The organism is Bacteroidales bacterium (assembly GCA_035647615.1).
Classification (GTDB): domain Bacteria; phylum Bacteroidota; class Bacteroidia; order Bacteroidales; family 4484-276; genus SABY01.
The window spans coordinates 1-22,948 of the sequence record DASRND010000005.1; the positions used below are offsets into that span (position 1 = coordinate 1).

At 48.0% G+C, this 22,948-nt stretch carries 24 protein-coding genes and 1 tRNA gene; 14 read left to right on the plus strand and 11 right to left on the minus strand.

Annotation, left to right across the window (positions count from 1 at the left end):
* Positions 1 to 117: 117 nt before the first annotated feature.
* From VFC92_02105 to VFC92_02130, 6 genes are all read right to left on the minus strand, one after another.
* Entirely contained in the window at positions 118 to 324 is a 207-nt protein-coding gene (locus VFC92_02105; protein ID HZK06969.1) for a hypothetical protein, read from the minus strand.
* 54 nt (positions 325 to 378) lie between these two features.
* Positions 379 to 972, minus strand: coding sequence for a DUF3164 family protein (locus tag VFC92_02110; protein ID HZK06970.1), 594 nt, complete (start codon positions 970 to 972; stop codon positions 379 to 381).
* 75 nt (positions 973 to 1,047) lie between these two features.
* Complete coding sequence (locus VFC92_02115; GenBank protein HZK06971.1) at positions 1,048 to 1,179, minus strand: hypothetical protein; 132 nt, start codon at positions 1,177 to 1,179, stop codon at positions 1,048 to 1,050.
* A 52-nt stretch (positions 1,180 to 1,231) separates the two neighbouring features.
* Positions 1,232 to 1,537: a hypothetical protein gene (locus tag VFC92_02120; GenBank protein HZK06972.1), complete on the minus strand. Its 306-nt coding sequence runs from the start codon at positions 1,535 to 1,537 to the stop codon at positions 1,232 to 1,234.
* Positions 1,537 to 1,728 (minus strand): hypothetical protein, encoded by a 192-nt coding sequence (locus VFC92_02125; protein HZK06973.1) that lies wholly within the window; start codon positions 1,726 to 1,728, stop codon positions 1,537 to 1,539. Before VFC92_02125 ends, VFC92_02120 begins: the two co-directional genes overlap by 1 nt.
* Positions 1,729 to 1,731: 3 nt before the next feature.
* Positions 1,732 to 2,709, minus strand: coding sequence for an ATP-binding protein (locus tag VFC92_02130; protein ID HZK06974.1), 978 nt, complete (start codon positions 2,707 to 2,709; stop codon positions 1,732 to 1,734).
* 27 nt (positions 2,710 to 2,736) lie between these two features.
* On the opposite strand from VFC92_02130, the gene VFC92_02135 reads away from it, so the two are divergent.
* Positions 2,737 to 3,120, plus strand: coding sequence for a hypothetical protein (locus tag VFC92_02135; GenBank protein HZK06975.1), 384 nt, complete (start codon positions 2,737 to 2,739; stop codon positions 3,118 to 3,120).
* Between the two features lie 87 nt (positions 3,121 to 3,207).
* Here the strand turns inward: VFC92_02135 and VFC92_02140 are convergent, their stop codons facing one another.
* Complete coding sequence (locus VFC92_02140; GenBank protein ID HZK06976.1) at positions 3,208 to 5,397, minus strand: hypothetical protein; 2,190 nt, start codon at positions 5,395 to 5,397, stop codon at positions 3,208 to 3,210.
* A 309-nt stretch (positions 5,398 to 5,706) separates the two neighbouring features.
* Here VFC92_02140 and VFC92_02145 point away from each other — a divergent pair, with 309 nt between their 5' ends.
* Positions 5,707 to 6,021, plus strand: a complete 315-nt coding sequence (locus VFC92_02145) for a hypothetical protein (protein ID HZK06977.1) — start codon at positions 5,707 to 5,709, stop codon at positions 6,019 to 6,021.
* A gap of 12 nt (positions 6,022 to 6,033) precedes the next feature.
* Here the strand turns inward: VFC92_02145 and VFC92_02150 are convergent, their stop codons facing one another.
* Positions 6,034 to 6,219 (minus strand): LacI family DNA-binding transcriptional regulator, encoded by a 186-nt coding sequence (locus VFC92_02150; GenBank protein HZK06978.1) that lies wholly within the window; start codon positions 6,217 to 6,219, stop codon positions 6,034 to 6,036.
* A gap of 170 nt (positions 6,220 to 6,389) precedes the next feature.
* On the opposite strand from VFC92_02150, the gene VFC92_02155 reads away from it, so the two are divergent.
* Positions 6,390 to 6,692 (plus strand): hypothetical protein, encoded by a 303-nt coding sequence (locus VFC92_02155; GenBank protein ID HZK06979.1) that lies wholly within the window; start codon positions 6,390 to 6,392, stop codon positions 6,690 to 6,692.
* A gap of 292 nt (positions 6,693 to 6,984) precedes the next feature.
* On the opposite strand, the gene VFC92_02160 is transcribed toward VFC92_02155, so the two are convergent.
* A complete protein-coding gene (locus VFC92_02160; GenBank protein HZK06980.1) occupies positions 6,985 to 8,061 on the minus strand; it encodes an SAM-dependent methyltransferase in 1,077 nt (358 codons plus the stop codon).
* Positions 8,062 to 8,293: 232 nt separating this feature from the next.
* Between VFC92_02160 and VFC92_02165 the strand changes: the two genes are divergently transcribed.
* On the plus strand, positions 8,294 to 9,745 hold the full coding sequence (locus VFC92_02165; protein ID HZK06981.1) for a hypothetical protein: 1,452 nt from the start codon (positions 8,294 to 8,296) through the stop codon (positions 9,743 to 9,745).
* Positions 9,746 to 9,824: 79 nt separating this feature from the next.
* On the opposite strand, the gene VFC92_02170 is transcribed toward VFC92_02165, so the two are convergent.
* Positions 9,825 to 10,490, minus strand: coding sequence for an HAD family phosphatase (locus VFC92_02170; GenBank protein HZK06982.1), 666 nt, complete (start codon positions 10,488 to 10,490; stop codon positions 9,825 to 9,827).
* Positions 10,491 to 10,644: 154 nt separating this feature from the next.
* On the opposite strand from VFC92_02170, the gene VFC92_02175 reads away from it, so the two are divergent.
* Positions 10,645 to 11,181 carry a hypothetical protein gene (locus VFC92_02175; protein HZK06983.1) on the plus strand — a complete coding sequence of 179 codons (537 nt, stop codon included), beginning with the start codon at positions 10,645 to 10,647 and terminating at the stop codon, positions 11,179 to 11,181.
* 182 nt (positions 11,182 to 11,363) lie between these two features.
* Here VFC92_02175 and VFC92_02180 read toward each other — a convergent pair whose 3' ends face one another.
* Entirely contained in the window at positions 11,364 to 13,163 is a 1,800-nt protein-coding gene (locus VFC92_02180) for an AMP-dependent synthetase/ligase (protein ID HZK06984.1), read from the minus strand.
* A gap of 318 nt (positions 13,164 to 13,481) precedes the next feature.
* Between VFC92_02180 and VFC92_02185 the strand changes: the two genes are divergently transcribed.
* From VFC92_02185 to VFC92_02225, 9 genes are all read left to right on the plus strand, one after another.
* Positions 13,482 to 13,558: transfer RNA gene (locus tag VFC92_02185), tRNA-His, on the plus strand.
* Between the two features lie 137 nt (positions 13,559 to 13,695).
* Positions 13,696 to 15,480, plus strand: a complete 1,785-nt coding sequence (locus tag VFC92_02190) for a 5'-nucleotidase C-terminal domain-containing protein (GenBank protein ID HZK06985.1) — start codon at positions 13,696 to 13,698, stop codon at positions 15,478 to 15,480.
* Positions 15,481 to 15,581: 101 nt separating this feature from the next.
* Positions 15,582 to 15,980 carry an OsmC family protein gene (locus VFC92_02195; protein ID HZK06986.1) on the plus strand — a complete coding sequence of 133 codons (399 nt, stop codon included), beginning with the start codon at positions 15,582 to 15,584 and terminating at the stop codon, positions 15,978 to 15,980.
* An 84-nt stretch (positions 15,981 to 16,064) separates the two neighbouring features.
* Positions 16,065 to 16,817, plus strand: a complete 753-nt coding sequence (rlmB, locus tag VFC92_02200; protein HZK06987.1) for a 23S rRNA (guanosine(2251)-2'-O)-methyltransferase RlmB — start codon at positions 16,065 to 16,067, stop codon at positions 16,815 to 16,817.
* A gap of 101 nt (positions 16,818 to 16,918) precedes the next feature.
* Complete coding sequence (locus VFC92_02205; protein HZK06988.1) at positions 16,919 to 18,379, plus strand: aminoacyl-histidine dipeptidase; 1,461 nt, start codon at positions 16,919 to 16,921, stop codon at positions 18,377 to 18,379.
* A 175-nt stretch (positions 18,380 to 18,554) separates the two neighbouring features.
* A complete protein-coding gene (rpmH, locus tag VFC92_02210; GenBank protein HZK06989.1) occupies positions 18,555 to 18,704 on the plus strand; it encodes a 50S ribosomal protein L34 in 150 nt (49 codons plus the stop codon).
* A 185-nt stretch (positions 18,705 to 18,889) separates the two neighbouring features.
* Entirely contained in the window at positions 18,890 to 19,153 is a 264-nt protein-coding gene (locus tag VFC92_02215; GenBank protein HZK06990.1) for a hypothetical protein, read from the plus strand.
* A gap of 32 nt (positions 19,154 to 19,185) precedes the next feature.
* On the plus strand, positions 19,186 to 21,624 hold the full coding sequence (locus VFC92_02220) for a YfhO family protein (protein ID HZK06991.1): 2,439 nt from the start codon (positions 19,186 to 19,188) through the stop codon (positions 21,622 to 21,624).
* A 3-nt stretch (positions 21,625 to 21,627) separates the two neighbouring features.
* On the plus strand, positions 21,628 to 22,938 hold the full coding sequence (locus VFC92_02225; protein ID HZK06992.1) for a glycosyltransferase: 1,311 nt from the start codon (positions 21,628 to 21,630) through the stop codon (positions 22,936 to 22,938).
* Positions 22,939 to 22,948: the final 10 nt, after the last annotated feature.

Sequence of the window (22,948 nt, forward strand, 5' to 3'; positions counted from 1 at the left end):
TGCTGGAGCTGCGCCCGCCGGTGAAGTGCAGCACCATGCGCCGCCGCTCATCGGCATCAAAGCCAAGTTTGTTGAGCAGGCCGAACAGGCGGCGGTTTTGTGCGTTTGTACGTTTCATTAGTTTTTGTTGTTACTAAATAAAAGGATCAATGCGAAAGCGATAAACACCAGCACCATAAAGAGGATGCCGATGCCGGTATAATCCATAACTGTACACAGCTGCTGCACGCTGAGCTCATGGATGAGCGCGTTGATCGTTGCAGCCGCGAAATAGGCAGCAATCATCACTACCACTGCCCCGGTAATTCGTATAGTTCTTTTCATAGCTGTAGGTATTGCGAGCGTAGCGAAGCAATCTGCCCGGCTACGCCCTGGTTGTTAAATACTGCTGAAATTGAGCTCGATATTACGGTACTCGCCATTTTTGTCCTTCTCCCACACACGCGCATAGCGCTTGCTGTTGTTGCGATTTATCGACTGCTTAATCAGTTCCATTGCCTCCATCCAGGTGGGATGGTTTATCTTTAGCCTGAACAACCCAAGGATCCGCTTTACGTCCATGCGCCCCTTGCGGGTCTCGAATGCCTGGTTGATGATCTGCTGCAAGTCGTGATCCACACCTTGCGTCTTTTCTTCGAGGTAGAGCTTTATCTTTTCGTGCGCCACGCTGATGAGGTCGTCGAACTCGATGCGCTCCTGCACGCTGATCTCTATCTTTGCATCCCGGTCGAAGGTAGAGATAGAGAAGCCCCCTTTTGAGTTGCCCGGCACGTTGTTGTCGGCCAGCATCTTTTCATACACTGCATCGCAATCCGCGAGCAGCTCTTCTTTGAATCGTTCGAGCTGTTCGCTTAGCTTTTTAGCCCGCTTCAGGTGCTTGAGCGTAATCCGCTCGCGGTCTTTGTCGAGTTTTGGCACATACTGTGCAGGCACCTCGTTGCCGTTCAGGTCGATCCATTGTTTTTTTGCCATAATTGTAAAATGTTAATTGTTAATAGTTAATCGTTCATTGCGATCCGCCAGCCGGCCGAGTAGCAATCTCTTTGACTACTCTACGCCCGCTTCTCTTTCCGTTTTTTTATAGTCATGTCGTGTAGCATATTGTGGCGCACGGTCGTGCGTATTTACTCGCATGCCTGCTATTAGCCAGGCTGCGCCGCCCAATACGACTATGATCATTGCTATAATCCAAATTAATGTTTCCATGTTTTTTGTTGTTTTGTTATTTTACCTAATCCCCTGCCGGCATCCGGTAGCTATGCCCGTAGTTGTCGCCCCATTCGGGTTCACCATTCACCTTTTTCCCTTGACGAATGTTTGTTAGCTTGCGCTTGCACAGTGAAATATCTACCAACAGGCTGTTAATTTTGCCGCTAATAGCTGTGTATTCGCCCAGCAGCATACCGGCCTTGCGCTTTCGCAGCAGATTGCCTATTTCGAGCTGCGCAGTCTCAATCTTGTAATTGAGGTCTTTAGCCACGTCCTTTCTGGTCTTGTAGCTGTTTATCAATTCTTTGCCATTCATAGTTTTAGTCATTATTTATCCCTGTAATAGCCGTAGCGGTTTATGATTGCCCACAGCGTACCGTTGCTCAGCCCGTAGCGATTCATCAGCGTTATCATAGCAAACTGAAGGCTTATGTTGCGCTTCATCAGCGCATCAAAATCGGAACGTATCTGTGTGTTTCGGCTGCGCTTGGCCGCGCTAAGTTCGCAGGGTATTTTCATAAATTACAGAGCGTTAAATTCGTTGATATTCATTTTGTCCATCTCAAAGCCAAAAGCGTGGGCACGTTTTACGGCGCGTTCAGCTTCCTCGTAGTTCCACCATTGGCGGCGGGCTGCTGATATTACCTCCGGGCTGCTAATGCCGCGTGCCCGGCAGTACATATCCATGTCGTGTACGCCGCCCTCGGCTTCGGCCTTACTCCAGCCTATGTTGGGTATGCGGTGCACTTTCAGGCGGCGGGCAAAAGTGGTGTACTGGTTGCTGTCGTCGCGCACCGGGAGCCAGCTGTCGGTATCCAGTCCGCTGATGCGGGCTATGCGCCCCTTTACCTCGGTAATGCCAACTATGATGATGCCCATCAGCCCCTCGGTGGCGGTGTAGAGGTTTTTTATGTTTTTGTAAATCGCATTGCTCAATACCTCGCTCTCGTCGATGATGAGCAGCGGGTTGCTGCCGCTGGTGTTTTCGATGTGGCGGATAATGGTGTCGTACAGATAGTTGGTGGTGTAGATGCTCCCGGGCTTTTTAAGCTTTGCAAGCTTTATGCCCATGGTCTGGCTCATCTTTAGCAGCAGCTTGTTCCAGGTGTAGCGGCGATCTACCTTTAGGTAATACACATGGCTGTGCTGCTCGGCAAACTTGCGAAAAACCACACTCTTGCCTATGCCCGTGTTGCCAACCACCAGGCGCATGTCGCTGCTTTCTTTGCAGCTCCTGGCCAGGTTCCACATTACGCTGTACTGCCGTAGCGAACTTATCAGGTTGCCGGCCACTATGTACTCGGCCAGCTTAGCCTCTATGTTGCTGATCAGTTTTGGGGTTAAACTTCTGCTGCCGTTCAGCAAATCGCTTATGGTTCCCTCGCTGCGCCCGAATATGGCAGCTACTTCGTTGTTGCGCAACTTCTTTTGCGCCTTTAATTGGTTCAGCTTTGCGCTAAGCGCGGCCTGCTGTTGGCTTATTTGTACTTTTTTTGTCATCTTTGCCTGATTTTTAAATTTATAGTTATGAAAGAATTTCCTAAAGAATTTCCTTTTGTTATGGCAGCCTCGTACAAGCTGCACCCGGTTTTGACAGGGGAGTATAATCTCGATAAAGCCGCAGAAATTCAATCCGTTCTGACATCTTTTGGCAAAGCCTTTGGCATTCGCCTCCGGGCATCCAACGGCCATTTTTGGAATGAAGAACATGGCGCAAACCAAAGCGTAGTATCTGTAACTCTTTTTCGGCTGACAGATCAACCCCGTACAGTTTACATGCTTCAAAAAATGTGTGAGTCTGCATTACAGCTTGTTGCATCGCTTCACGGTGCAGATTTGGAGTTTCGTGCCTACAATCTTGCGGAGTACCGGCTGCATTATCCTTTGCAGAAGCTTTTTGACGAATCGTAAATTCATCCCCGGTATCCGGATCAATGATGGTTCTGGTGTGGAATTGTTTGTTTTTCATTGTATATTATATTAGGTGAATAAAAATGTTTAGTCCTGGATGGGGAAATACAATATCTCGCCTGTGTCGGGGTCGGGCACTTCGCGGTATTTCACCTCTTTTTTGGCCTTTTCGGCCTCTGCTACCAGCCTGTTAAACTCTGCCAGGGCATCCGGGCTTTGCTCACCGGCCTTATCCATCATCTCCTCAGCATTGAGCGTGGCCTTGTCTAACCGGCCCGTAATCTTGCGGCCTACCAGGGGCTCGTTTATCAGCTTCTCTACATTGTCGGTGTCGGGCTGCTGCCTGTAGGTGTTTTCTACCTCCGCATTGCGCCGACGGGCCTCGTCGATCACACCTTTTTGAAAATCGCGCATCTTGTTGTACCCATCGGTGTCGCCCTCGAAGGTGGCAAACATTGGCACCCGCTCTTTGAGCGTCCACAGGCCATGGAAGGTATGTCCCTGCCACACCGAAACCGGTTGTCCGTATTGCCCTGCATATACCAGCACTTTGGTACCGGTGGGTATCGCGAGCCATGTGTCGGCAGCTTTATCGGTATCGTTGATGTCGGGCAGGTAGCGATACTTGTAGTTGTCGTCGCGAATATCTACACCGTTCATGGTCTTTTTTACCTCGTGCATGGTGCCGGCCAGCCACAGCAGGGTGGCGTAGTCGAGCTTGGGGGTCTTACTCTCTTTTTCGTCCCACAGTTGCCCCGGGCTTTTGCCCAGGGGCTTGTCTTCGTAGGTTTCGATGATGTGGCTGTTCCAGTCGCTGATACACTCGGTGCGAAGCCACGCCGAAGCCTGTGCTATGCTGCGGCTGTTGCGCTTGCCTGCGTCCAGAAAGCGGTCGCCGGGACGGCTGTTGCGGCTGGTGGCCGTGCGGTTCATCCCGTTCCAGCCTTTTAAGTGGCGCAAATACACATTGTCCATCATGCCTATCAGTGCCTCTACAAACTTGGTGCGGGCTATGCCCTTTTGGCTTGGCATTACGTGTATCTCGTTGTCCTCGCACCAGCGTTTTAGCTCCTTATTGCCGGGACCATCGTCCATCTGCACTATATATGGTTTGTAGCCGCATTGCAATATGGCTCCTTTCAGGGCTGTAATCATCAGTTCGCTGCTCTCGCTTACGCCGTGGTGCAATTCCTGGTGCAACAGGCTGAATGTGGCATAATCAAATACCTTTACCACATAAATATGCTGCATTACCTTTTTGCTTCCCGGATCGAACACGTTTTCGTTGTGTGCTGTGCCATCTATGCCCCAGCAGTAGTTTTTTTGTGTAGGATAGCGGCGGTCGATGGTGGGCACCACGGCGTGGTAAAAATCGGCATAGCTGCCGCGCTTTAGCTCCAGGCGGTCTCGGTTGCGGCGCAGGTAGCCGCTTATGGTGCCGTAGCTTACGGGCTTATACGCCCCGTCTTTGCGCCACCAGCCATGCTGGCGGCCATGTTCCACTACGCGGTCATATACCTGCCGGTCGGTGTAGTTGCCATTGGTATATATGCGCTCGGTTACGGCTATTTGCGCCTCGCTTAGGCGGCTGGCATTGGTATTGCTGCTGCGTTTTACCTCCACAGCCTGGTGTACTTGTTTGCCGGCATCTAATTGCCGTATAATATTATCGAGCCACTGGCTAAATCGGTAATCGTTTTCGGGTATCTTCTTTATCAGTTGCAGCTTCGGAAGCACTTCCAGGAAGTTGGCCCGCAGGCTACGCATCAGGCGCATATACTCGCGCTGGGTGCGGCTGGCCGTGCGCATCTGCTGCACGCGGTCGTAAAGCCAGGCAGCCACGGCACACAACTGGCCATAGCCCAGGCCATCCTGCATGCTTATGGTATATTGGGCGTAGTGCCCCACGTACTGCAGGCTGTTGCTTTGCACCTCGGCCTGCAGCTCGGCCAGTATATAGGCCGCGTTGAGTTGCAGGTTGCGGGCGGTGCTGCTAATGGCCACATCGGCCATGTTGGCACCGTGGGCGCGTGCGGTGTCCAGGGCTTCGCGGTAGCCGGCATCGGCTATGTGCAGGGCACGCATTATCTGATTGCGCTTGTCGTCATCTTTAATTGATGATAGTATGATCTCGACCGGTTGCCCACGATAGGCTTTGCCTTTCGTTTTTAATTGCTTCCGCTTTTTAGCATTTTCATATTGACTACGCGTTAAACCGGAATTTAACCACTCTTCCAGGTCGATAATCCAACTATTTACTTTGTCGTCGTATCTCATAGTAAAATGGTGTTAAAAGGTGACCGTCCATTCTGACCGTCCATTGACCGTCCATTGACCGTCCATTGACCGTCCATTGTGCAATTTTCTAACATTTCGTTTTGAATTGCTGCGGGATGTTGACGGGTAAAAATGGCGTGCGAAGCTTGTTTTTTCATGTCTGCGAAGATTTGGTTTCCGAGCTTGTCGAATATTGGTTCCCGGAAGCGGATCCGATCCGCAGCATCGCGCCTGGCTCCGGGAAGTGGTGTGTGACAACTATCACATTTTGCTACATTTGCAGTGCTAACCATTAAAATGTAGTGTATCATGAATATTAAGATTGTGTATGATTGTGATAAAAAGGCCTACCGGTTTATAGATGTAGTGCAGGTACTTGAGGGCATTCGGCAGTCAGGCCCATTACAAGGTCTTCAAATTGAGCAGCAGTTAAAAGCCCCTTTGCGCAACATGCTCCCTGAGCATTCGTGCCAGGGCTGCCATTTGCTGCCCGGAGATTGGAAACATACTTTGTTCGTTTCAATTCAAGGCGAAACTGCCAGCCAAATATTTTTAGCCGTAAAAGTTCTATTGGACTTTTGTACCTATGCCAGGTACCGAGTCGAGTTGTTTGTTTCTGATTAGATGTTTTCATAATTATATCTCCTTTAGTTTGTTGCGAAGTTTGCGATCGGCCTCCAGCACGGCACGGCCTGCGCGGGTGTGGGTGTAGGTGTTTTTGTACAGCACGCGGCTCACGGTGCGCGTGCTAACGCCTGCATGCTGTGCTACCAGTGCATTTGGCAGCCTTCCGGTAAATTTTACTTGCTTTTTAGTTTTCATTTTATCTATCTTTGACGTTTTTAGGCGACAAAGTAACTAACAATAGTTAGAATAAACAAGAAAATAGTAAGTTTAATTTGAATATTTTTAGTAGAATATTGCAGTATATTGATTCTAAAGGGATTACTAAAAACAAGTTTTCTCAAAAGATCGGCCTTTCCAATAGTTACATGACTAAAATGGAAGGTAGTAGTAGTGTGGGAAGTAAGATTATTGAGAAAATAGTTAGAGAATATCCTGATATTAACCTCAATTGGTTAATCACCGGGGAGGGAGAGATGTTAAATGGCCAAAAGGATGAGGGAGTGCCTGGCCATGGGCAGCCGGCAGAGTGCAGCACCTGCCGCTACAAAGCAGACATAGAACGCTACCAGGAGGATATAGCCCGCTACCTGGCAGAGATAAACCGCCTGCACCGGCAACTTGCTGCCAAGGAAAATGAGGAGCTTCCCGGTAAACGCCACTCTGCATAATGAAGGTCGTGCGGGGGCGGGATTCACAATAATAAGTATGCTATCCTGGCTTTAAGGTTGTATCATGGTTGTTTTACACTAACTCGTACTCATATTCTCAAATCTTCGCACGCAATTCTCATTCTCACTCATTTTATCCTCAAAACTAAATTCACCCCCACTCATAGTACCGCCAAATTAAATTTCCGTTTTAAAACATTTCATCCCTAAATACCTACTCTAACGCCCTATTTATAGGGTTTTCAGTTGTTTTTATGGTTTTGCCTTATTTTCACATTTGGGTTTTGCCCCCTTAGTTGGAACGCGTAGCGACGATCATCACATTTTTAGGCGTGTGTTCGGTAGATATAAATTCGAGCGTTTTCACCTGATAGCCTTGCCGCGTGAGCAGCAGCGCCCGAAGCGCGTCGGTAAGCATTTCGGCCTGCCTTTCGGCAAATATGCCGTGATCGAGCATGGGCCGGAGTGCCGGCGGCGGTGTCATGGCTTTGCGCACTTGTTTGTGGCAGCAGGGCGCAACGATGATGGTTGCGGCGCCGGCACGGATGCCCGCAGCGATGGCGTCGTCGGTGGCGGTATCGCAGGCATGCAAAGCAATGAGCATTTCTATCTTTCCCGGCTGATAGTCCTGAATGGTGCCGCTAACGAAATATAATCCATCAAAACTGCTTTGTTTGGCAATGGCATTGCATTTCTGCACAAGCTCCTCCCGCATTTCTACTCCCGTGACCTCAGCTTTAAAATTTCGGTTATTAGTAAGATGATCATAAAGCGCAAAGGTGAGATAGCCTTTTCCGGAACCCATATCTGCGATTGTAAAAAGTCCGGCGGGAGGTGTTGTGGGAATGATGCTGTCGATTATCTCGATGAATTTGTTGATCTGGCGGAACTTATCGTTCATGGCGGGTACCACTTCAAACCGGCTGTTGGTGACGCCGAGCGCTTGCAGATAGATGTTGTTTTCGGGAGTGATGAGACGCTGCTTGGGGCGGTTGTGGGTAAGCGGCTGGAGCAGCGGGGCGGTTTCGCCGGCGGCAGAGCGCGTTATCCGTGAATTTCCTTTTTTGTTGATCACCCACTGTATTTCTTCCTGAGTAGTGAAAAGGTTGCCTTGATAAAAGTCGCTGGTGAGCAATTGTTCTATGGTAGGTAAGGCCTGGTCAATCGGGAGGTTTTCGGTCACGTCGCGGGTTTGAAAGCGATAAACGAAGCTGAGCTGCAAAAGCTCTTTGATCATCACCGGGCGCACAAAAACATTGCGCATATCAGCTGATTTGCTGCGCACTTTGCTGAGGGTAAGCTTGGTGAGGATGTTGGTTTCAAAACTCGTTGCTATCGTGTCCAGAAATTCCTTCAGGTCGTCTTTCATGTTCTGTTGCTTTGGTGTAGCGGCAAAATTAGTTTTTTGTTTTTACCACTGTACGTTTTAACCGCCGAGACGCTGAGGCGCAGAAACCATAAAAGACTTTTTTCATTTATTTTCCTCTGCGTCTCTCCGCCTCTCCGGTGTATTTGGTTTTGCGCCAAGCGCCCCCCAATTTGTATTTCCCCATAAACGATACTTTTGTCGGCAAATCAATGTCAGCGAAAGATTTTAATTCATGAAGCGTCTTTTTTATCTGTTGTTGTTGGCGATGTTGGCCGGGCATCTGTGTTTTCTTACCTCCGATCCCGACCGGCTGGTGGATGTGCATACGCGCGGCGCCTTTACCGACGAGGGATTGTACTCGGCGCAGGCGCGCAACTTTGTGCATAGCGGCAGCTTTGGATTTACTGATAACAGTACGCTGGTGCGTGGGCCGCTTTTTGGCGCTTTGCAAATTCCTTTTTTTGCTGTTGCCGGAACTTCACGTGTGGTGGCTCGGCTCATCACCCTTGCCGCTGTAATGCTGGTGCTTTGGCTGTTGGCAGCAAAGCCGCGGTGGCGATGGTTTGCCTTGCTGCTGGCGGTGGTGGCTTTTACGCATTTTCGGGTATTTCAGTTTTCGCATTATGCCATGGCCGAGATGGTGAGCATCGCAGCAGTGGTGGTTAGCTTTCTGTTTTTGCAATTTTATTTTGATAATAAAAAAATTAAAAATCTTGCCCTCGCTGCGCTGATGATTTTCGTGGCTTATGGGCTTAAAATTCAGTTTGCCTATCTTACTGCATTGCTTCCGGCAGTGGTGGTGTTATACGATGCGGGCAGATGGCTTAAAAAGAAAATCAGTTTCTCAACAATTATTCGTGATTTTGCAATTATTACCGGATTTACGCTTGGCTTTGCACTTCTTTATTTTGTGATTTGGTACCTGCCCAACCAGGCATATTATGATGCTGTGATGGCCGAACAAACCGGAGGCATCTTTGAGGTGTGGGAACGCATCAACCTGACCATTGATTTTAACTTCAATTATTATATCTGGGATGCAACCAACATTCCTTTGTTGATATTCTTTGGTGTGGCGCTGCTGTTGTGGATTGCATCGGCATTTGGCGGCGCGTTTAGAATAAAAAACCACCTGATCATTCTGTTTGGTTTTATCTGGACTTTGGCAGAGCTGCACAAGCTGGGAATGCTTTATCTGCCGCAGCGTTATCTGCTGGGTTTGTATGTGGCGGCAGGTTTTTTTTCCGCAGCCGTGCTTTATCAATTTATTGAAAAAGGCAAGATTGCAAAAATTGCAGTGCTCTCGGTGACAATTATTGTGCTTTTATTTAATGGCTGGTACAATCTGGACGCTTACAACCGCCGGAGTTGGCAACTGCAGGTGGGCAACAGTTACCTGCAAAATTTTGATTGGAAAGATCGCGTGGTGGCTGGCGCCTGGGCGCCATCAATTACCTGGGGTACTGCAGCGCACACAATACCAGTTTGGGCGGGGATTACCGATCCTGAACTTCTGCAGGAAAGTAACCTGCCGGCGATGATCGTTATGGAACATGACCAGGCTGATTCTGAATTGTTTTACGACCAAAATAATTTTGATTTACAGGCACACACCGACTCGGTGAAAGTTTTTAACGTGTGGAAATATCAACTGGAGCTGCGCTGGATTTCGCCAAGAAAGTGAAGAAGTTCTCAGTAAAAACAGTTCAAACAACGAACAACACTTGCCCTGAGCGCAGCCGAAGGGAACAACGAACAACGAACTATCCTTCTTCATCAAACTGCTCTCGCACCATTTTTAGGTCAACTTCCGTAAAATCCTTTACTACCGGATAGTCGCCACTTATATCATCAGCCGAATGCGTGCTGGCAATTCCAATTACTTTCATGTTTGCTTTTTGGGCTGCTTCCAGTCCGGCGTAAGAATCTTCAAAAACCAGACATTGCGGCGGGGTGAAATTTAATTTTTCGGCAGTAAGTTCAAAAATCTCCGGATCAGGTTTGCCGCGTTCTACCTCCTGTGCGCTGGTGATGTGATCGAAATAGGAGGCCAGGTTGGTTTCGCGCAGCGTAAATTCCACGTTGATTTGGGGAGCCGAACTGGCCACCGCCATCGGGATGTTTGCTGCTTGTGCAGATTTCAAAAAATCTTCCAGGCCAGCAAGTGGTTTCAGCTTCCCTTGAGCATATTGCCGGTAAAGGTTTTCCTTTTTAGTAATTAGCTCGTCGAGTTCCTTATCGCTCACATGCCGGTCGAGCACGATGTTAAAAATCTCACGGTTGGTGCGCCCAAAGAGTTTGTTGCGGAATGTTTCGGGCGACATCTGCAGGCCAAGTTCGTGTACAAAGTCGATCCAGGCTTTCTGGTGCAGCCCGGCAGTATCGGCGATTACGCCATCCATATCAAAAATTAACGCAAAGTTATCCATAGGTTGTTTTCGATTATCAACAAAAAAATGCTTTCAAAGGTTTTATTTGAAACCTCATTTTTTTGTGTTCAATCTCATTTTGATCGGCTGCAAATTCCTTTAGCAAAATTTAAAACGATATTTGCATTTTTATTAAAGACCAAAAGAAATAGATATGAGTGGATGGACGGAAATTTTAAAATACACTTTGCCGGCGCTGTTGGTGTTGCTGCTGGCTTATGGACTTGTAGTTCGTTTTCTGCGTCAGGAGCGCTGGCAGCGCGAACATAATAATGTTGGTGAGCACCGTAAAGATTGGATAAAGATAAAGTTGCTGGCTTACGAGCGGATCATGCTTTTTCTGGAGCGTATTAATCCGGAGCATTTGGTGCTGCGTATGGGCGGCGATTATCCTGATTCACTCTCGTTGCAACAGGCCTTGCTGCAAAGCATCCGCGATGAATATGAGCACAACATGGTGCAGCAACTTTATGTGAGCGATGCTGCCTGGCAAGCCGCCACCGATGCCCGCAATCAGGTAGTGCAGTGGATAAATGAAGCCGCACGGCAAACCGAAGTAAAAGAGCAGGCTCCGCAATTAGCTGCCACAATTTTGCAGCTTGTAATGAAAACAAAAGAAGATCCGATAGCTGAGGCTATAAAAACCATCAAAAAAGATGTGCGGGAACTGATGGAGGCACAGGGCGCTTAGAGCTTGGCGCGTGGCGCAGGGCGCAAAAAGCTTGATGTCTTGAAGGGAGCTTGCGGGAAACGACGGTGCCTTCATTAAATTACAACATTGTACAGACGCCCAATGTGAGCGTCTCCGGGGTGTAAGTCATAAGCGATGCATCGCGTCTTGCGCCCTGCCCTTTGCGCCTTGCGCCATGCATTTTACCCTTTTTCAATGTCTCCGTTGCCGGGATAGTTGTAGATTTTGCGCAGCAGCGGGTCATAGTGGCGGTAGATTACTGCTCGTTTGAGCTTAAGGGTCTGCGATAGGTACCCCGATTGTGGCGTCCACTCATCGCATACCAGGCGGAAGCGCTTGATCTGCTCGTGCGCACCCAGCCGCTGGTTGGTTCTGTCTACCTCTTTTTGCACACGGCTGATTATCTCCGGCCGATTGACCAGCTCGTGGTTGTCGCGGTAATGAATCTTATGTTTCAAAGCCCAGAAGTGCAGATAGTTGAAGTTGGGCGAGATGAGCGCGCTGGCAAATTTCTCATTTTCACCTACCACCATAATTTGCTCAATAAACGACGACTCTTTAAACATGTTTTCGATTAACTGTGGCGCTACATATTTTCCTGACGAGAGTTTAAAAATTTCCTTTTTCCTGTCGGTAATCTTCAGGAATTTCCCTTCGTCGAGTACGCCAATGTCGCCGGTGTGGAACCAGCCATCTTCATCAATTACCTCGCGGGTGTGCTCCGGATCATTATAATAACCCATCATCAGGTTGGGACCTCTGGTAAGAATTTCGCCGTCGGGAGCAATTTTCACCTCCACATCTTCGAGTACCGGCCCTACTGTTCCAAATTTTAGATTAGGATATTCTGCATGACTAACGGCAATTACAGGCCCCGTTTCCGTAAGGCCATAACCTTCCATAACACGCATGCCGGCAGCCCAGAACAGCCGAGAAAGACGAGGCTGTAGCGCCGAACCACCCGACACAATTATCTTTACCCTGCCGCCCAATGCCTCCCGCCATTTGCTGTAAATCAGCCGGTCGGCAATTTTTCTTTTGGTCTCATAAATAGCTCCGTTCTTGCCATGAAGCTCATAACGCAGACCCAGCTTGAGCGCCCAGAAAAAGATTTTCTTTTTTACACCCGACAAATCTTTTCCTTTTGAAACGATGCGGTCGTAAACTTTTTCGAGCAGCCGCGGCACCGTGTTGAAGCCGTCGGCACGAACCTCCACCAGGTCGGCGGTGATGGTTCCCAGGCTTTCGGCGTAGTAAATACCAATGCCTTTGTATTGGAAATGGTAATTCATCATGCGCTCGTAGATATGGCACAGCGGCAGAAAGCTAAGCACTTTGTGACGCTCGTCGAGGGGTTGTAGTTTCGCTGTGGCGATGAAATTGCTTACAATATTTTGGTGCGAGAGCATCACGCCTTTGGCCTGGCCGGTGGTGCCCGAAGTGTAGATGAGCGAGGCCATGTCGTTAGGGCTGATGCTATCTTTGATTTGCTGTAGCTTTTCGCGATGTTTGTTTTCGTTGGTCTGGCCTGTATCGATGATCTGCTGCCACGGAATAGCTTCTTCTATCTCGCTGAAGGTGTAAAGCCGGATATCGGAATCCAATGAATCGACGATTTTGCGCAGTTTGTCATAAAGCGTTTTGTCGGAAATGATGGCCGCCTTTACGCCCGAATGGCTCAGGATGTGGCGGAATTCGTCGTTGCTGATGGTGGGATAAATCGGCACATGCACTACACCGATTTGCATCATGCCCATGTCGGCAAAATTCCACTCCGGCCTGTTGTTGCTGATGGTGGCTATCTTGTCGCCCTTCTGGTAGCCCAGCTCCATCAGTCCGTAGCTTACTTGGTTCGACAGACGGATGTAATCGTTGTAGGTGTACTTTTTCCAAATGCCATTTTGCTTGCCAGCGAAGACATCGGAACGGCGGAAATGCTCAGCATAGCGGTCGAGCAGATCGAAGATGCGCGTTACTTCCATGCGTCTGTGTATTTGAAAATAAAAAAAAGAAGACAAAAGTACAAGAGTTTTTTAGCATTTAGGTGGCGATTTTTACGGATTGGACTTGTACTTCGCCGTAAAGTTTCACATCTCCAAAGGATGGTGTGGCCGCTATAAGCCTCGTTCTGACTGCCGTCACCTGGGTTTTTAAAACTTAAAAACGTGAATTTTTATTAATTTCTTAAAGGCCTTGCTAAGATTATCCGGAGAAAGAAAAAAGTTTTTTCACATAGAATTGGTGAATACAAAAAAATACTACTTTTGCCGTGTTTTAATAAACGTTCTTCTTTAAACATGGTGCATGTAGCTCAGTTGGTTAGAGCACCGGATTGTGGTTCCGGGGGTCGTGGGTTCAAGTCCCATCTTGCACCCCACTTTTAAAAGATGAAATGATCCCGCAAGGTTGAATAACCTGGCGGGATTTTTTTAAGTCACTATTTCTGTTGCCCTTACGGCGAAATTCCGCTACTTTTGCTGTCGTCAAAATTCACCAAAAACATTGATTATTAAAATGAAAATCCAATATTTTTCTTCATTCCTTGTCCTGCTTCTTGCCACACAATTTTTGCTCTCGTGCAACTCTGAAGAACGGCCGCAGCATTTACAGATCAAAATCATCGAAACCAGCGATGTGCATGGTGCCATTATGCCTTACGATTTGGTAGAAGACAAAGCCACGCAATATTCGCTTGCCCAGGTGCATGCCTATGTGGAGCAGGAGCGGGCCAATAAAGATCAGGTGGTGATTTTGCTCGACAACGGCGACATTTTACAAGGCGACCCTTTGGTTTATTTTTATAATTACGAACGCACCGACACCATGCATCTGGTGGCTTCGGTGATGAACTATATGCGCTATGATGCAGCCACTCTCGGTAATCACGATATCGAAGCCGGCCATCCTGTTTACGACCGACTCTGTGATGACTTTAACTTTCCGTGGCTTGCTGCCAATGCTATCGACACAAAAAGTAAGAAGCCTTATTTTAAACCCTACACCATTTTAAATTATCAAGGTGTAAAAGTGGCGGTGCTCGGAATGATCACACCTGCCATTCCGAAATGGCTGCCACCTGACATCTGGTCGGGGATGGAGTTTCACGATATGATCGAAACAGCAAAAATTTGGGTGGAGGAGATTAAAAGCAAGGAAAAGCCCGACCTGCTGATTGGTCTGTTTCACGCCGGGGTGGATTATACCTACGGACAGCAGCAGGCCGAAACGCCTATGAACGAAAATGCTTCGCGGCTTGTCGCCGAACAGGTGCCGGGTTTTGATATAGTTTTTGTTGGACACGACCACCAGGGGTGGAATGAGCAATTAGAAAACCGGGCCGGAAACAAGGTTTTGCTGCTCGGCACCACCAGTCGCGCCCGCGATGTGGCCGTTGCTTCCATCAATCTGCAGCTAAACAAGGCCACAAATCATTATCAAAAAAACATTACCGGAGAAGTTGTAGAGATGACTGACTTTACGCCGGATTCAGCTTTTATCGAAAAGTTTACGCCGGCTTTGCTTCAGGTGCAAAAATATGTTTCGGAGCCGCTGGGAACAATTACGCAAACTATTTCTTCGCGCGAATCCTTTTTTGGTGATGCTGCTTTTACTGATCTCATTCATCAGGCGCAGCTTGAGCAGGGTGATGCTGAGATTTCGTTTACGGCGCCGCTGTCGATGGACAGGCAACTAAATGTTGGGCCATTGTATGTGCGCGATCTCTTCAAAATGTATCGTTTCGAAAATCTCCTTTATACCATGAAGCTGGGCGGCCAGGAGATTGTAGATTACCTCGAATACAGCGCCGGCTTGTGGTTTGCCACCATGACCCATCCCGACGATCATCTGCTGCTTTTTGCCACCGACTCCACCGGAGCCGTAATAATGCGCAACGGAAAGGCTCGTCTGGCAAGCCAATTCTACAACCTCGACGATGCCGAAGGAATAATCTACACGGTGGATGTTACGAAGCCGGCCGGTGCCAGAATTAACATTATCTCACTTTCGGATGGCACACCTTTCGATTTGAACAAAACCTATCGTGTAGCCGTCAATTCCTACCGTGGCAATGGTGGCGGCGGACATCTCACCATAGGTTCAAACATTCCGCAGGAGCAGTTGCAGGATCGCATCCTGAAATCTACTGAGAAAGATTTCAGGTTTTATCTCATGCAATGGATCAGAGATAATAAAAACGTCGAGCCGCAGGTTACCAACAACTGGAAAATTTTGCCTGAAAACTGGACGGAAAACGCCCAAAAAACCGACCGGAAATTACTCTTTGGAGACCCACGATAAGACCCCGCTTTTGGTGCTGATTCCGTTAACAATTACTCACAGGACAATGCTTTGCAAGGTTGTGCAGTTATCTTTGCAACCCAAAAAAAGCAATCATTATCATGGAAATGAAAATCAGTTATGAAGGTAAGAAAAAGGTCAATGCCGAGTTCAACGGACAAATCATTACCACCGACCAGCCTCTTCAGGCCGGAGGCGACGGAAGCGCTCCGGCACCATTCACACTATTTCTCGTTTCGATAGGTACCTGCGCCGGAATTTCTGTAAAAGCATTTTGCGATCAGCACAATATCCCTACCGACAACATATCCATCTCACAGAAGATGAATTACAACTACAAAACACGCTTGATAGATCATATAGAACTGAAGGTGCATTTGCCGATGGACTTTCCCGAAAAACATAAATCCGCCGTCATCAACGCGGTGAATATGTGCGCTGTGAATGAACATTTGAAAAATCCCCCTATCATAGAAACAGTGGCCGCGATGGACGCATAAAATCTAAAACCCTGCACATAACGCAGGGTTTTTTGTTTCGCTACCGCGAAAAAAGTTACTTTCGCAAGTCTAAAGAAAGAAATCTTGAACGAAAACGACAATCTTATTTACGGCACCCGCCCTGTAATAGAAAGCCTGAAAGCGGGCAAAGAGTTCGACAAAATTTTCATCCAGAAAGGTTTGCGCAGTGAGCAACTGGCCGAGTTGTATCAGCTTATCAAGATGTTCGATTCGCCGTTTCAGCATGTGCCGGTGGAAAAGCTCAACCGCCTCACGCGCAAGAACCACCAGGGAGTAGTAGGTTTTGTTTCGGTAGTAACTTATCAGCCCATCGAAGAGGTGGTACAGCGTATTTACGAAAGCAGCCAAACGCCTTTGCTCATGATACTCGATGGCGTGACTGATGTTCGAAACTTTGGAGCCATTGTGCGCTCGGCAGAATGCGCCGGTGCGCACGCCATTCTTTTTCCAACACAAGGTTCGGCGCAACTTAATGCCGATACCATGAAAACTTCTGCCGGGGCGTTGAATCATCTGGCCATTTGTCGCACCAAAAATCTCAACCAGGCGCTCGACTATCTCCAATTGTCGGGGATACAGTTGGTGGCTTCCACCGAAAAAGCCGAGAAGGCGTTGTATGATGTCGATTACACTGTACCCACTGCTGTGCTGATGGGTTCGGAAGAAGACGGCATCTCACCGGCCTATCTGCGCAAAGCCGATCATCAGGTGCACATACCCATGTTGGGGCGAACAGAATCGTTGAACGTTTCAGTAGCCGCAGGCGTATTGCTTTATGAGGCTGTGCGCCAACGAAGAAACATACAGCAAAGCTGATGCAGCCAATTTTTCGCCTACAACATTTTACCCTTTTTGTGGTTTAAACAGGCAATTCTATTGCATTTTAATTTTTAATCATTATAAAAATAAATAATATCATGAACACCAATCTGAAAAGCCTGAAGCCGGAAGCCGTCTGGCGTCATTTTGAAACGTTGACGCAGACACCGCGTCCCTCACGCAAAGAAGCACGCATCATCGAGGTGGTGAAGAAATTTGGCGAAAGCCTGGGTTTGGAAACCATTGTGGACGAAGTAGGCAATGTGATTATCAAAAAGCCAGCAACCAAAGGAATGGAAGACCGAAAAGGTGTGGTATTGCAAGGCCATCTCGACATGGTGCCGCAAGCCAACAGCGACAAAGATTTTAATTTCGAAACGGATGCCATTCAGGCCTATATCGATGGCGAATGGGTGACAGCCGACGGCACTACCCTTGGCGCCGACAACGGTATTGGTGTAGCTGCTGCCATGGCCGTGCTCGAGAGCAAAGAGCTGGCGCACGGCCCCATCGAGGCGCTTTTTACCATCGACGAAGAAACCGGTATGACCGGCGCTTTTGGCCTGAAGCCTGGAATGCTGCATGGTGAAATCCTTCTTAATTTGGACTCAGAAGACGAAGGCGAGCTTTACATCGGCTGTGCCGGTGGTATCAACGCTACTTCACGACTTAAATATAAAGCAGTGCCTGCACCGGAAGATGCTGTAGCATGCAAAATTTCAGTATCAGGTCTTAAAGGCGGTCACTCCGGCATCGACATCCCATTGTATCGCGGCAACGCCAATAAGATCATCTTCCGCCTGATGCGCAAAGCCGCAACAGATTTTGGTTTGCGTATTGCCGAAATGAATGGTGGCAGCCTGCGCAATGCCATTCCGCGCGAAGCCAATGCTGTGGTAACCATTGCGAAAAGCAAAAAAGGAGGTTTTGAAAAATTTGTAAAGGATTTTGAGAAAACGCTTCAAAATGAATATGCCACTGCTGATCCGGGATTGAAAATAACAGTCACCGGCGTCGATCTGCCAAAAGAAGTGATGAACGAGCAGGCACAGCGTTCTTTTGTAAATGCCATCAACGCCTGCCCCAACGGTGTGGTGCGCATGAGCAGTGACATGGAAGGTCTGGTGGAAACATCGACTAACCTGGCTGTGGTGACAGTGAAAAATGGTACTGCCGAGGCGTTAAGTCTGTTGCGCAGCTCAGTCGATTCAGCCAAATACGCCCTGGGCGATATGGTAGAAAGTGTGTTTGAACTGGCTGGTGCTGATACTAATCTTGATGGCGATTATCCTGGTTGGAAACCCAATCCAAACTCAGCGATACTGAAGGAGATGAAAGAAGTGTACAACAATAAGTTTGGTAGAATCCCCGACATAAAAGCCATTCATGCCGGCCTGGAATGCGGACTGCTTGGTGGCGTTTATCCACAGTTCGACATGATTTCATTTGGGCCAACCATTCGCTATCCCCACTCCCCCGACGAAAAGGTAAACATTCCTTCTGTCGAAAAATTCTGGGATTATCTGGTTGAGACCCTTCGCCATACTCCAAAGAAATAAATTTGTAAAAAGGAATTGTTAATAAATAAAAATCCGGCAGCAGTTGCGGCAGAGACACGATGCATCGAGTCCTTACCACAACTGCTGCCGGATACTGTTAGAAATAAATTGCTGCAAAAGATTTGTTTATTAAAAAAATGATTCTACTTTTGCACGCTCAAAAAATACAGAAACTATGAGCAAGAGAACATACCAACCATCCAGACGCAAGAGAGTTAACAAGCACGGCTTCAGAGCCCGCATGTCGACAAAAAACGGCCGCAGAGTACTCGCCAGCCGCAGGGCTAAAGGCAGAAAAAGATTAACCGTTTCTGACGAAGGATAGACTATTTGCACAAACAGCATAAATGCGTTAACGCGTTAAAAAAAGAAGATAGCACACAGGGGTTATCTTCTTTTTTTGTATCCGCTAATGCTCATAAAATGCTTTTCTTGGCTGCAATAGTAATAACTTCATGCGTCGGTAGTTAACCATTAATGTTTTGTTGCAGAAGATAATACGATCAAGCTATGCCCAGATTACTTATCATCATTTTATTTTTTATCCTGGCTTACTACCTGTTGAGCAAATATGTGTTTCCATATCTTGTCAGACGTTTCGTCCGCAAGACGCAGGATCGTTTTACCCAGCAATTTCGTCAGAAGGAGCCGCCTCAAAGCCGGCGCAAAGAGGGCGAAGTGGAGGTGAAATATGTTCCGCCCGAAGCCGTAACGCCGCAATTTAATCCTGACAGCACCGAAGATGTGGACTTTGAAGAGATAAAAGATGAATAATTTCAGCTATTAATTTTTTAAGCATACAGCCGATGAAGAATTTTGAGATGAAAAAGCTGTGGCCTTATCTGGCTGCCATTGTTGCCTTTGTGGTACTTACACTAATATATTTTTCACCACTGCTCGAAGGGAAAAAGCTGCGGCAGCCCGACACCGACCACTGGCGCGGGATGTCGAAAGAAATTGTGGATTATCGCGCTGAGACGGGGCAGGAGCCACTTTGGACCAACAGCATGTTTGGCGGAATGCCGGCGTATCAGATTTCCGCCATTTACAAAGGGACCTATCTCAAGTTTGTAGATAAAATTTTAAAATTAAGCTTGCCTCATCCCGCCAACCTGGTGTTTCTGTACTTCCTTGGCTTTTTTATCCTGCTGTTAATTTTGCGGGTTAACCCGTGGCTGGCTGTGTTGGGATCGATAGGATTTGCATTCTCATCCTATTTCTTTATCATTCTCGAAGCGGGTCATAATAGTAAGGCGCACGCCATCGGTTATATGGCGCCGGTGCTGGGAGGTATCATCCTGGCCTACCGCGGGCGCTATTTGTGGGGCGCTGCACTCACAGCTTTGTTTCTTGGCCTGGAGCTTTCGGCCAACCACCTTCAGATAACTTATTACCTCGCGCTTATCATTTTGCTTTTTGTAATTGTGCAGGCTGTTGATAGCTTTCGCAAAAAGATGTTGCCGAATTTCGTGAAGGCATCGGCGGTGTTGCTGGTGGCTGCGCTGCTGGCGGTGGCAGCCAATTTGCCCAACATCTGGGCTACGTGGGAATATAGCAAATACACCATTCGTGGAGCCACCGAGCTGACCAGTGAGCAGGAAAATCGTACCTCCGGCCTCGACATCGACTATGCCACGCAGTGGAGCTATGGACGCGCTGAAACGATGACTTTGCTGGTGCCCGACTTTATGGGCGGCTCTTCCGGCGCTCATCCCGACGAAAATTCAGCTACTTTTCAGGAGTTGAAAAAAGTATTGCCGGCACCGCAGGCTTCTGCTTACCTGCCTTATTTCTCTTTGTACTGGGGCAGCCAGCCTTTTACTTCCGGTCCTGTGTATGCCGGCGCCATCATGGTATTTCTTTTTATTTTGGGAATGGTGGTGGTTCCGGGAAAATATAAATGGTGGCTCATTTCTGCGACGGTTTTATCTATATTGTTGGCCTGGGGCAAGAATTTCATGCCTTTTACTGAATTTTTCCTCCATTATCTTCCGGGTTATAACAAGTTCAGAGCGGTATCAATGACACTGGTCATCGCCGAACTCACCATCCCGCTCCTGGGAATATTGGCGCTGTCGGCGATTTTTGATAAAATTATGGATCATAAACGCGTCACCAAACAGTTGTTTGTTGCTACCGGAATTGCGGGGGGACTGCTGTTGCTTTTGATAGCATTTGGTGGCTCCATTTTCAGTTTTTCGTCGGCAGGTGATGCACGCCTTGTCGAAGCCGGTTTTCCGACAAGTCTCATCGATGCTTTGCATGCCGATCGCGCCGCCCTTTTGCGAGCCGAAGCAATGCGCTCGCTGTTGTTTATTTTGTTGGCGGCCGGATTGATATGGCTGGCGTTAGCAAAAAAGATCAAAGCACAATTTGCTTTTATTGGTTTGATCGCGCTGGTGACCATTGACATGTGGACGGTAAACAAGCGCTATCTGAATGAAGAGAATTTTGATGCTGCCCGCAGAATAGAAGTTCCTTACACTGCCACCCAAGCTGATAAAGAGATTCTGGCTGACAAAACCCCTGATTTCAGAGTTTACAACCAGACTGTGAGTCCCTTTAACGATGCCAACACTTCTTATTTTCATAAATCGATTGGCGGTTACCACGGTGCCAAGTTACGGAGATACCAGGAGCTAGCCGATGCCCACATTTCCAGGGGCAACATGAAGGTGCTCAATATGCTCAACACCCGCTATTTTATTGTTCCCGATCAAAACAAAGCTCCGATGGCACGGCTCAATCCCGATGCGCTGGGCAATGCGTGGATTGTGGATAAATACCAGTTGGTCGACAATGCTGATGTGGAAATTTCTGCACTCAATGATTTCGATCCGGTAGCCGAAGCCATCATCGATCGCCAATATGTTGATGCGCTGAAAGGATATTCACCTGGCAGCGATTCGGCTGCGTCTATCCGGCTCACCAGCTATGCGCCCAACGAGCTGCACTATTCGTTTTTGTCGGCAAAGGATGAGCTTGTGGTTTTTTCAGAAATTTATTACGACAAAGGTTGGAATGTGTATGTAGATGGCGATCCGATGCCCTATCTGCGCGCCAACTATGTGCTGCGTGCCATGGTGGTGCCGGCCGGTCAACACGAGATTGTCTGGAAGTTTGAGCCTGCGGTGTATCATACAGGTGGTTTGGTAGCTGCAATCTTTTCTATAATAATTATGCTTGGATTTTTTGCAGCCCTCGGTAAGGAACTTTCGGGCAGGAATGAAAGTAAGAATAGTTAAAGTATGCAGCGCCGCGTCCTCATCATTACCTACTATTGGCCACCATCGGGTGGCGCTGGGGTGCAGCGCTGGTTGAAGTTTGCCAAATATCTGACCGAGTTTGGTTGGGAGCCGGTGATCTACACGCCCGAAAATCCCGAAGTGCCGGTGCTGGATGCTTCTCTTCTGAAAGATATCGATCCTGATGTTAAGGTGATCAAAACCAAGGTGTGGGAGCCTTATCAATATTATAAAAAACTGCTTCGGCTGGATAAAAATGAGGGCATCAGTTCCTCGTTTGTCAGCACAAGCAAAAAGCCAAAGCGTCTGGAAGGGCTGGCCGTATGGATTCGTGGCAACTTTTTTATTCCCGACGCACGGCGCTTTTGGATCAATCCATCCATAAAATATCTTACGCGATACTTGCGTGAAAATCCTGTAGATGCTATCGCTTCTACCGGGCCACCCCATTCGATGCATCTTATCGCGCACAAGCTGCAGCAAAAACTGGGAATTCCGTGGCTCGCTGATTTCAGAGACCCATGGACCAATATCGATTTTTATCACCAGCTCAAACTTACACGCGCTGCCGATCGGCGGCACCACCGGCTCGAAAAACTTGTGCTTACCAAAGCCGACGAAGTGGTGGTAATTTCCGATGGGATGAAAAAGGATTTCGAACGCATGGTCGAGCGTTCATATCGTGTGATTACAAATGGTTATGATACGGATGATCTGCCCGCTGAAAACCCTAAGCCGGATCATAAATTTTCGATAGCGCACATCGGCACCCTGGCGGAATCGCGCAATCCCGAAAACCTTTGGGGAATATTGGATGAGCTGGTACAGAAATATGAAACTTTTGCCGAAGTACTCAGGATAAAACTCATCGGTAAAGTTGATTATCATGTTAATGAATCGCTGCGTCGGCACGGGTTGGAGCCATACGTTGTAAGTTTGCCCTATCTTGATCACGATCAGGTGGTGGCGCAGCAGCAGCGTGCGCAGATGTTGTTGTTGCTCATCAATAACACGCCGAATGCTTCGATGATCCTCACCGGAAAACTCTTTGAATATATGGCTGCGCGCAGGCCAATTTTATGCATCGGTCCCACAGAGGGCGATGCTGCAAAGATTCTCCAGGAAACAGGCTGTGGTGAGACATTTGATTTTGAGGATCGCGATCATCTGAAAAAGCAGGTACTTACACTTTTCGATCGTTTCGTTCAAAATCAAAACCTTTGCACCCAGTCGGATATTTCAAAATATAGTCGCCGGGAGCTAACCGCAGAGCTTGCCAAAGTGCTGCAGGAGATGGTAACGGAGAAAGAATAGCAGCAGTAAG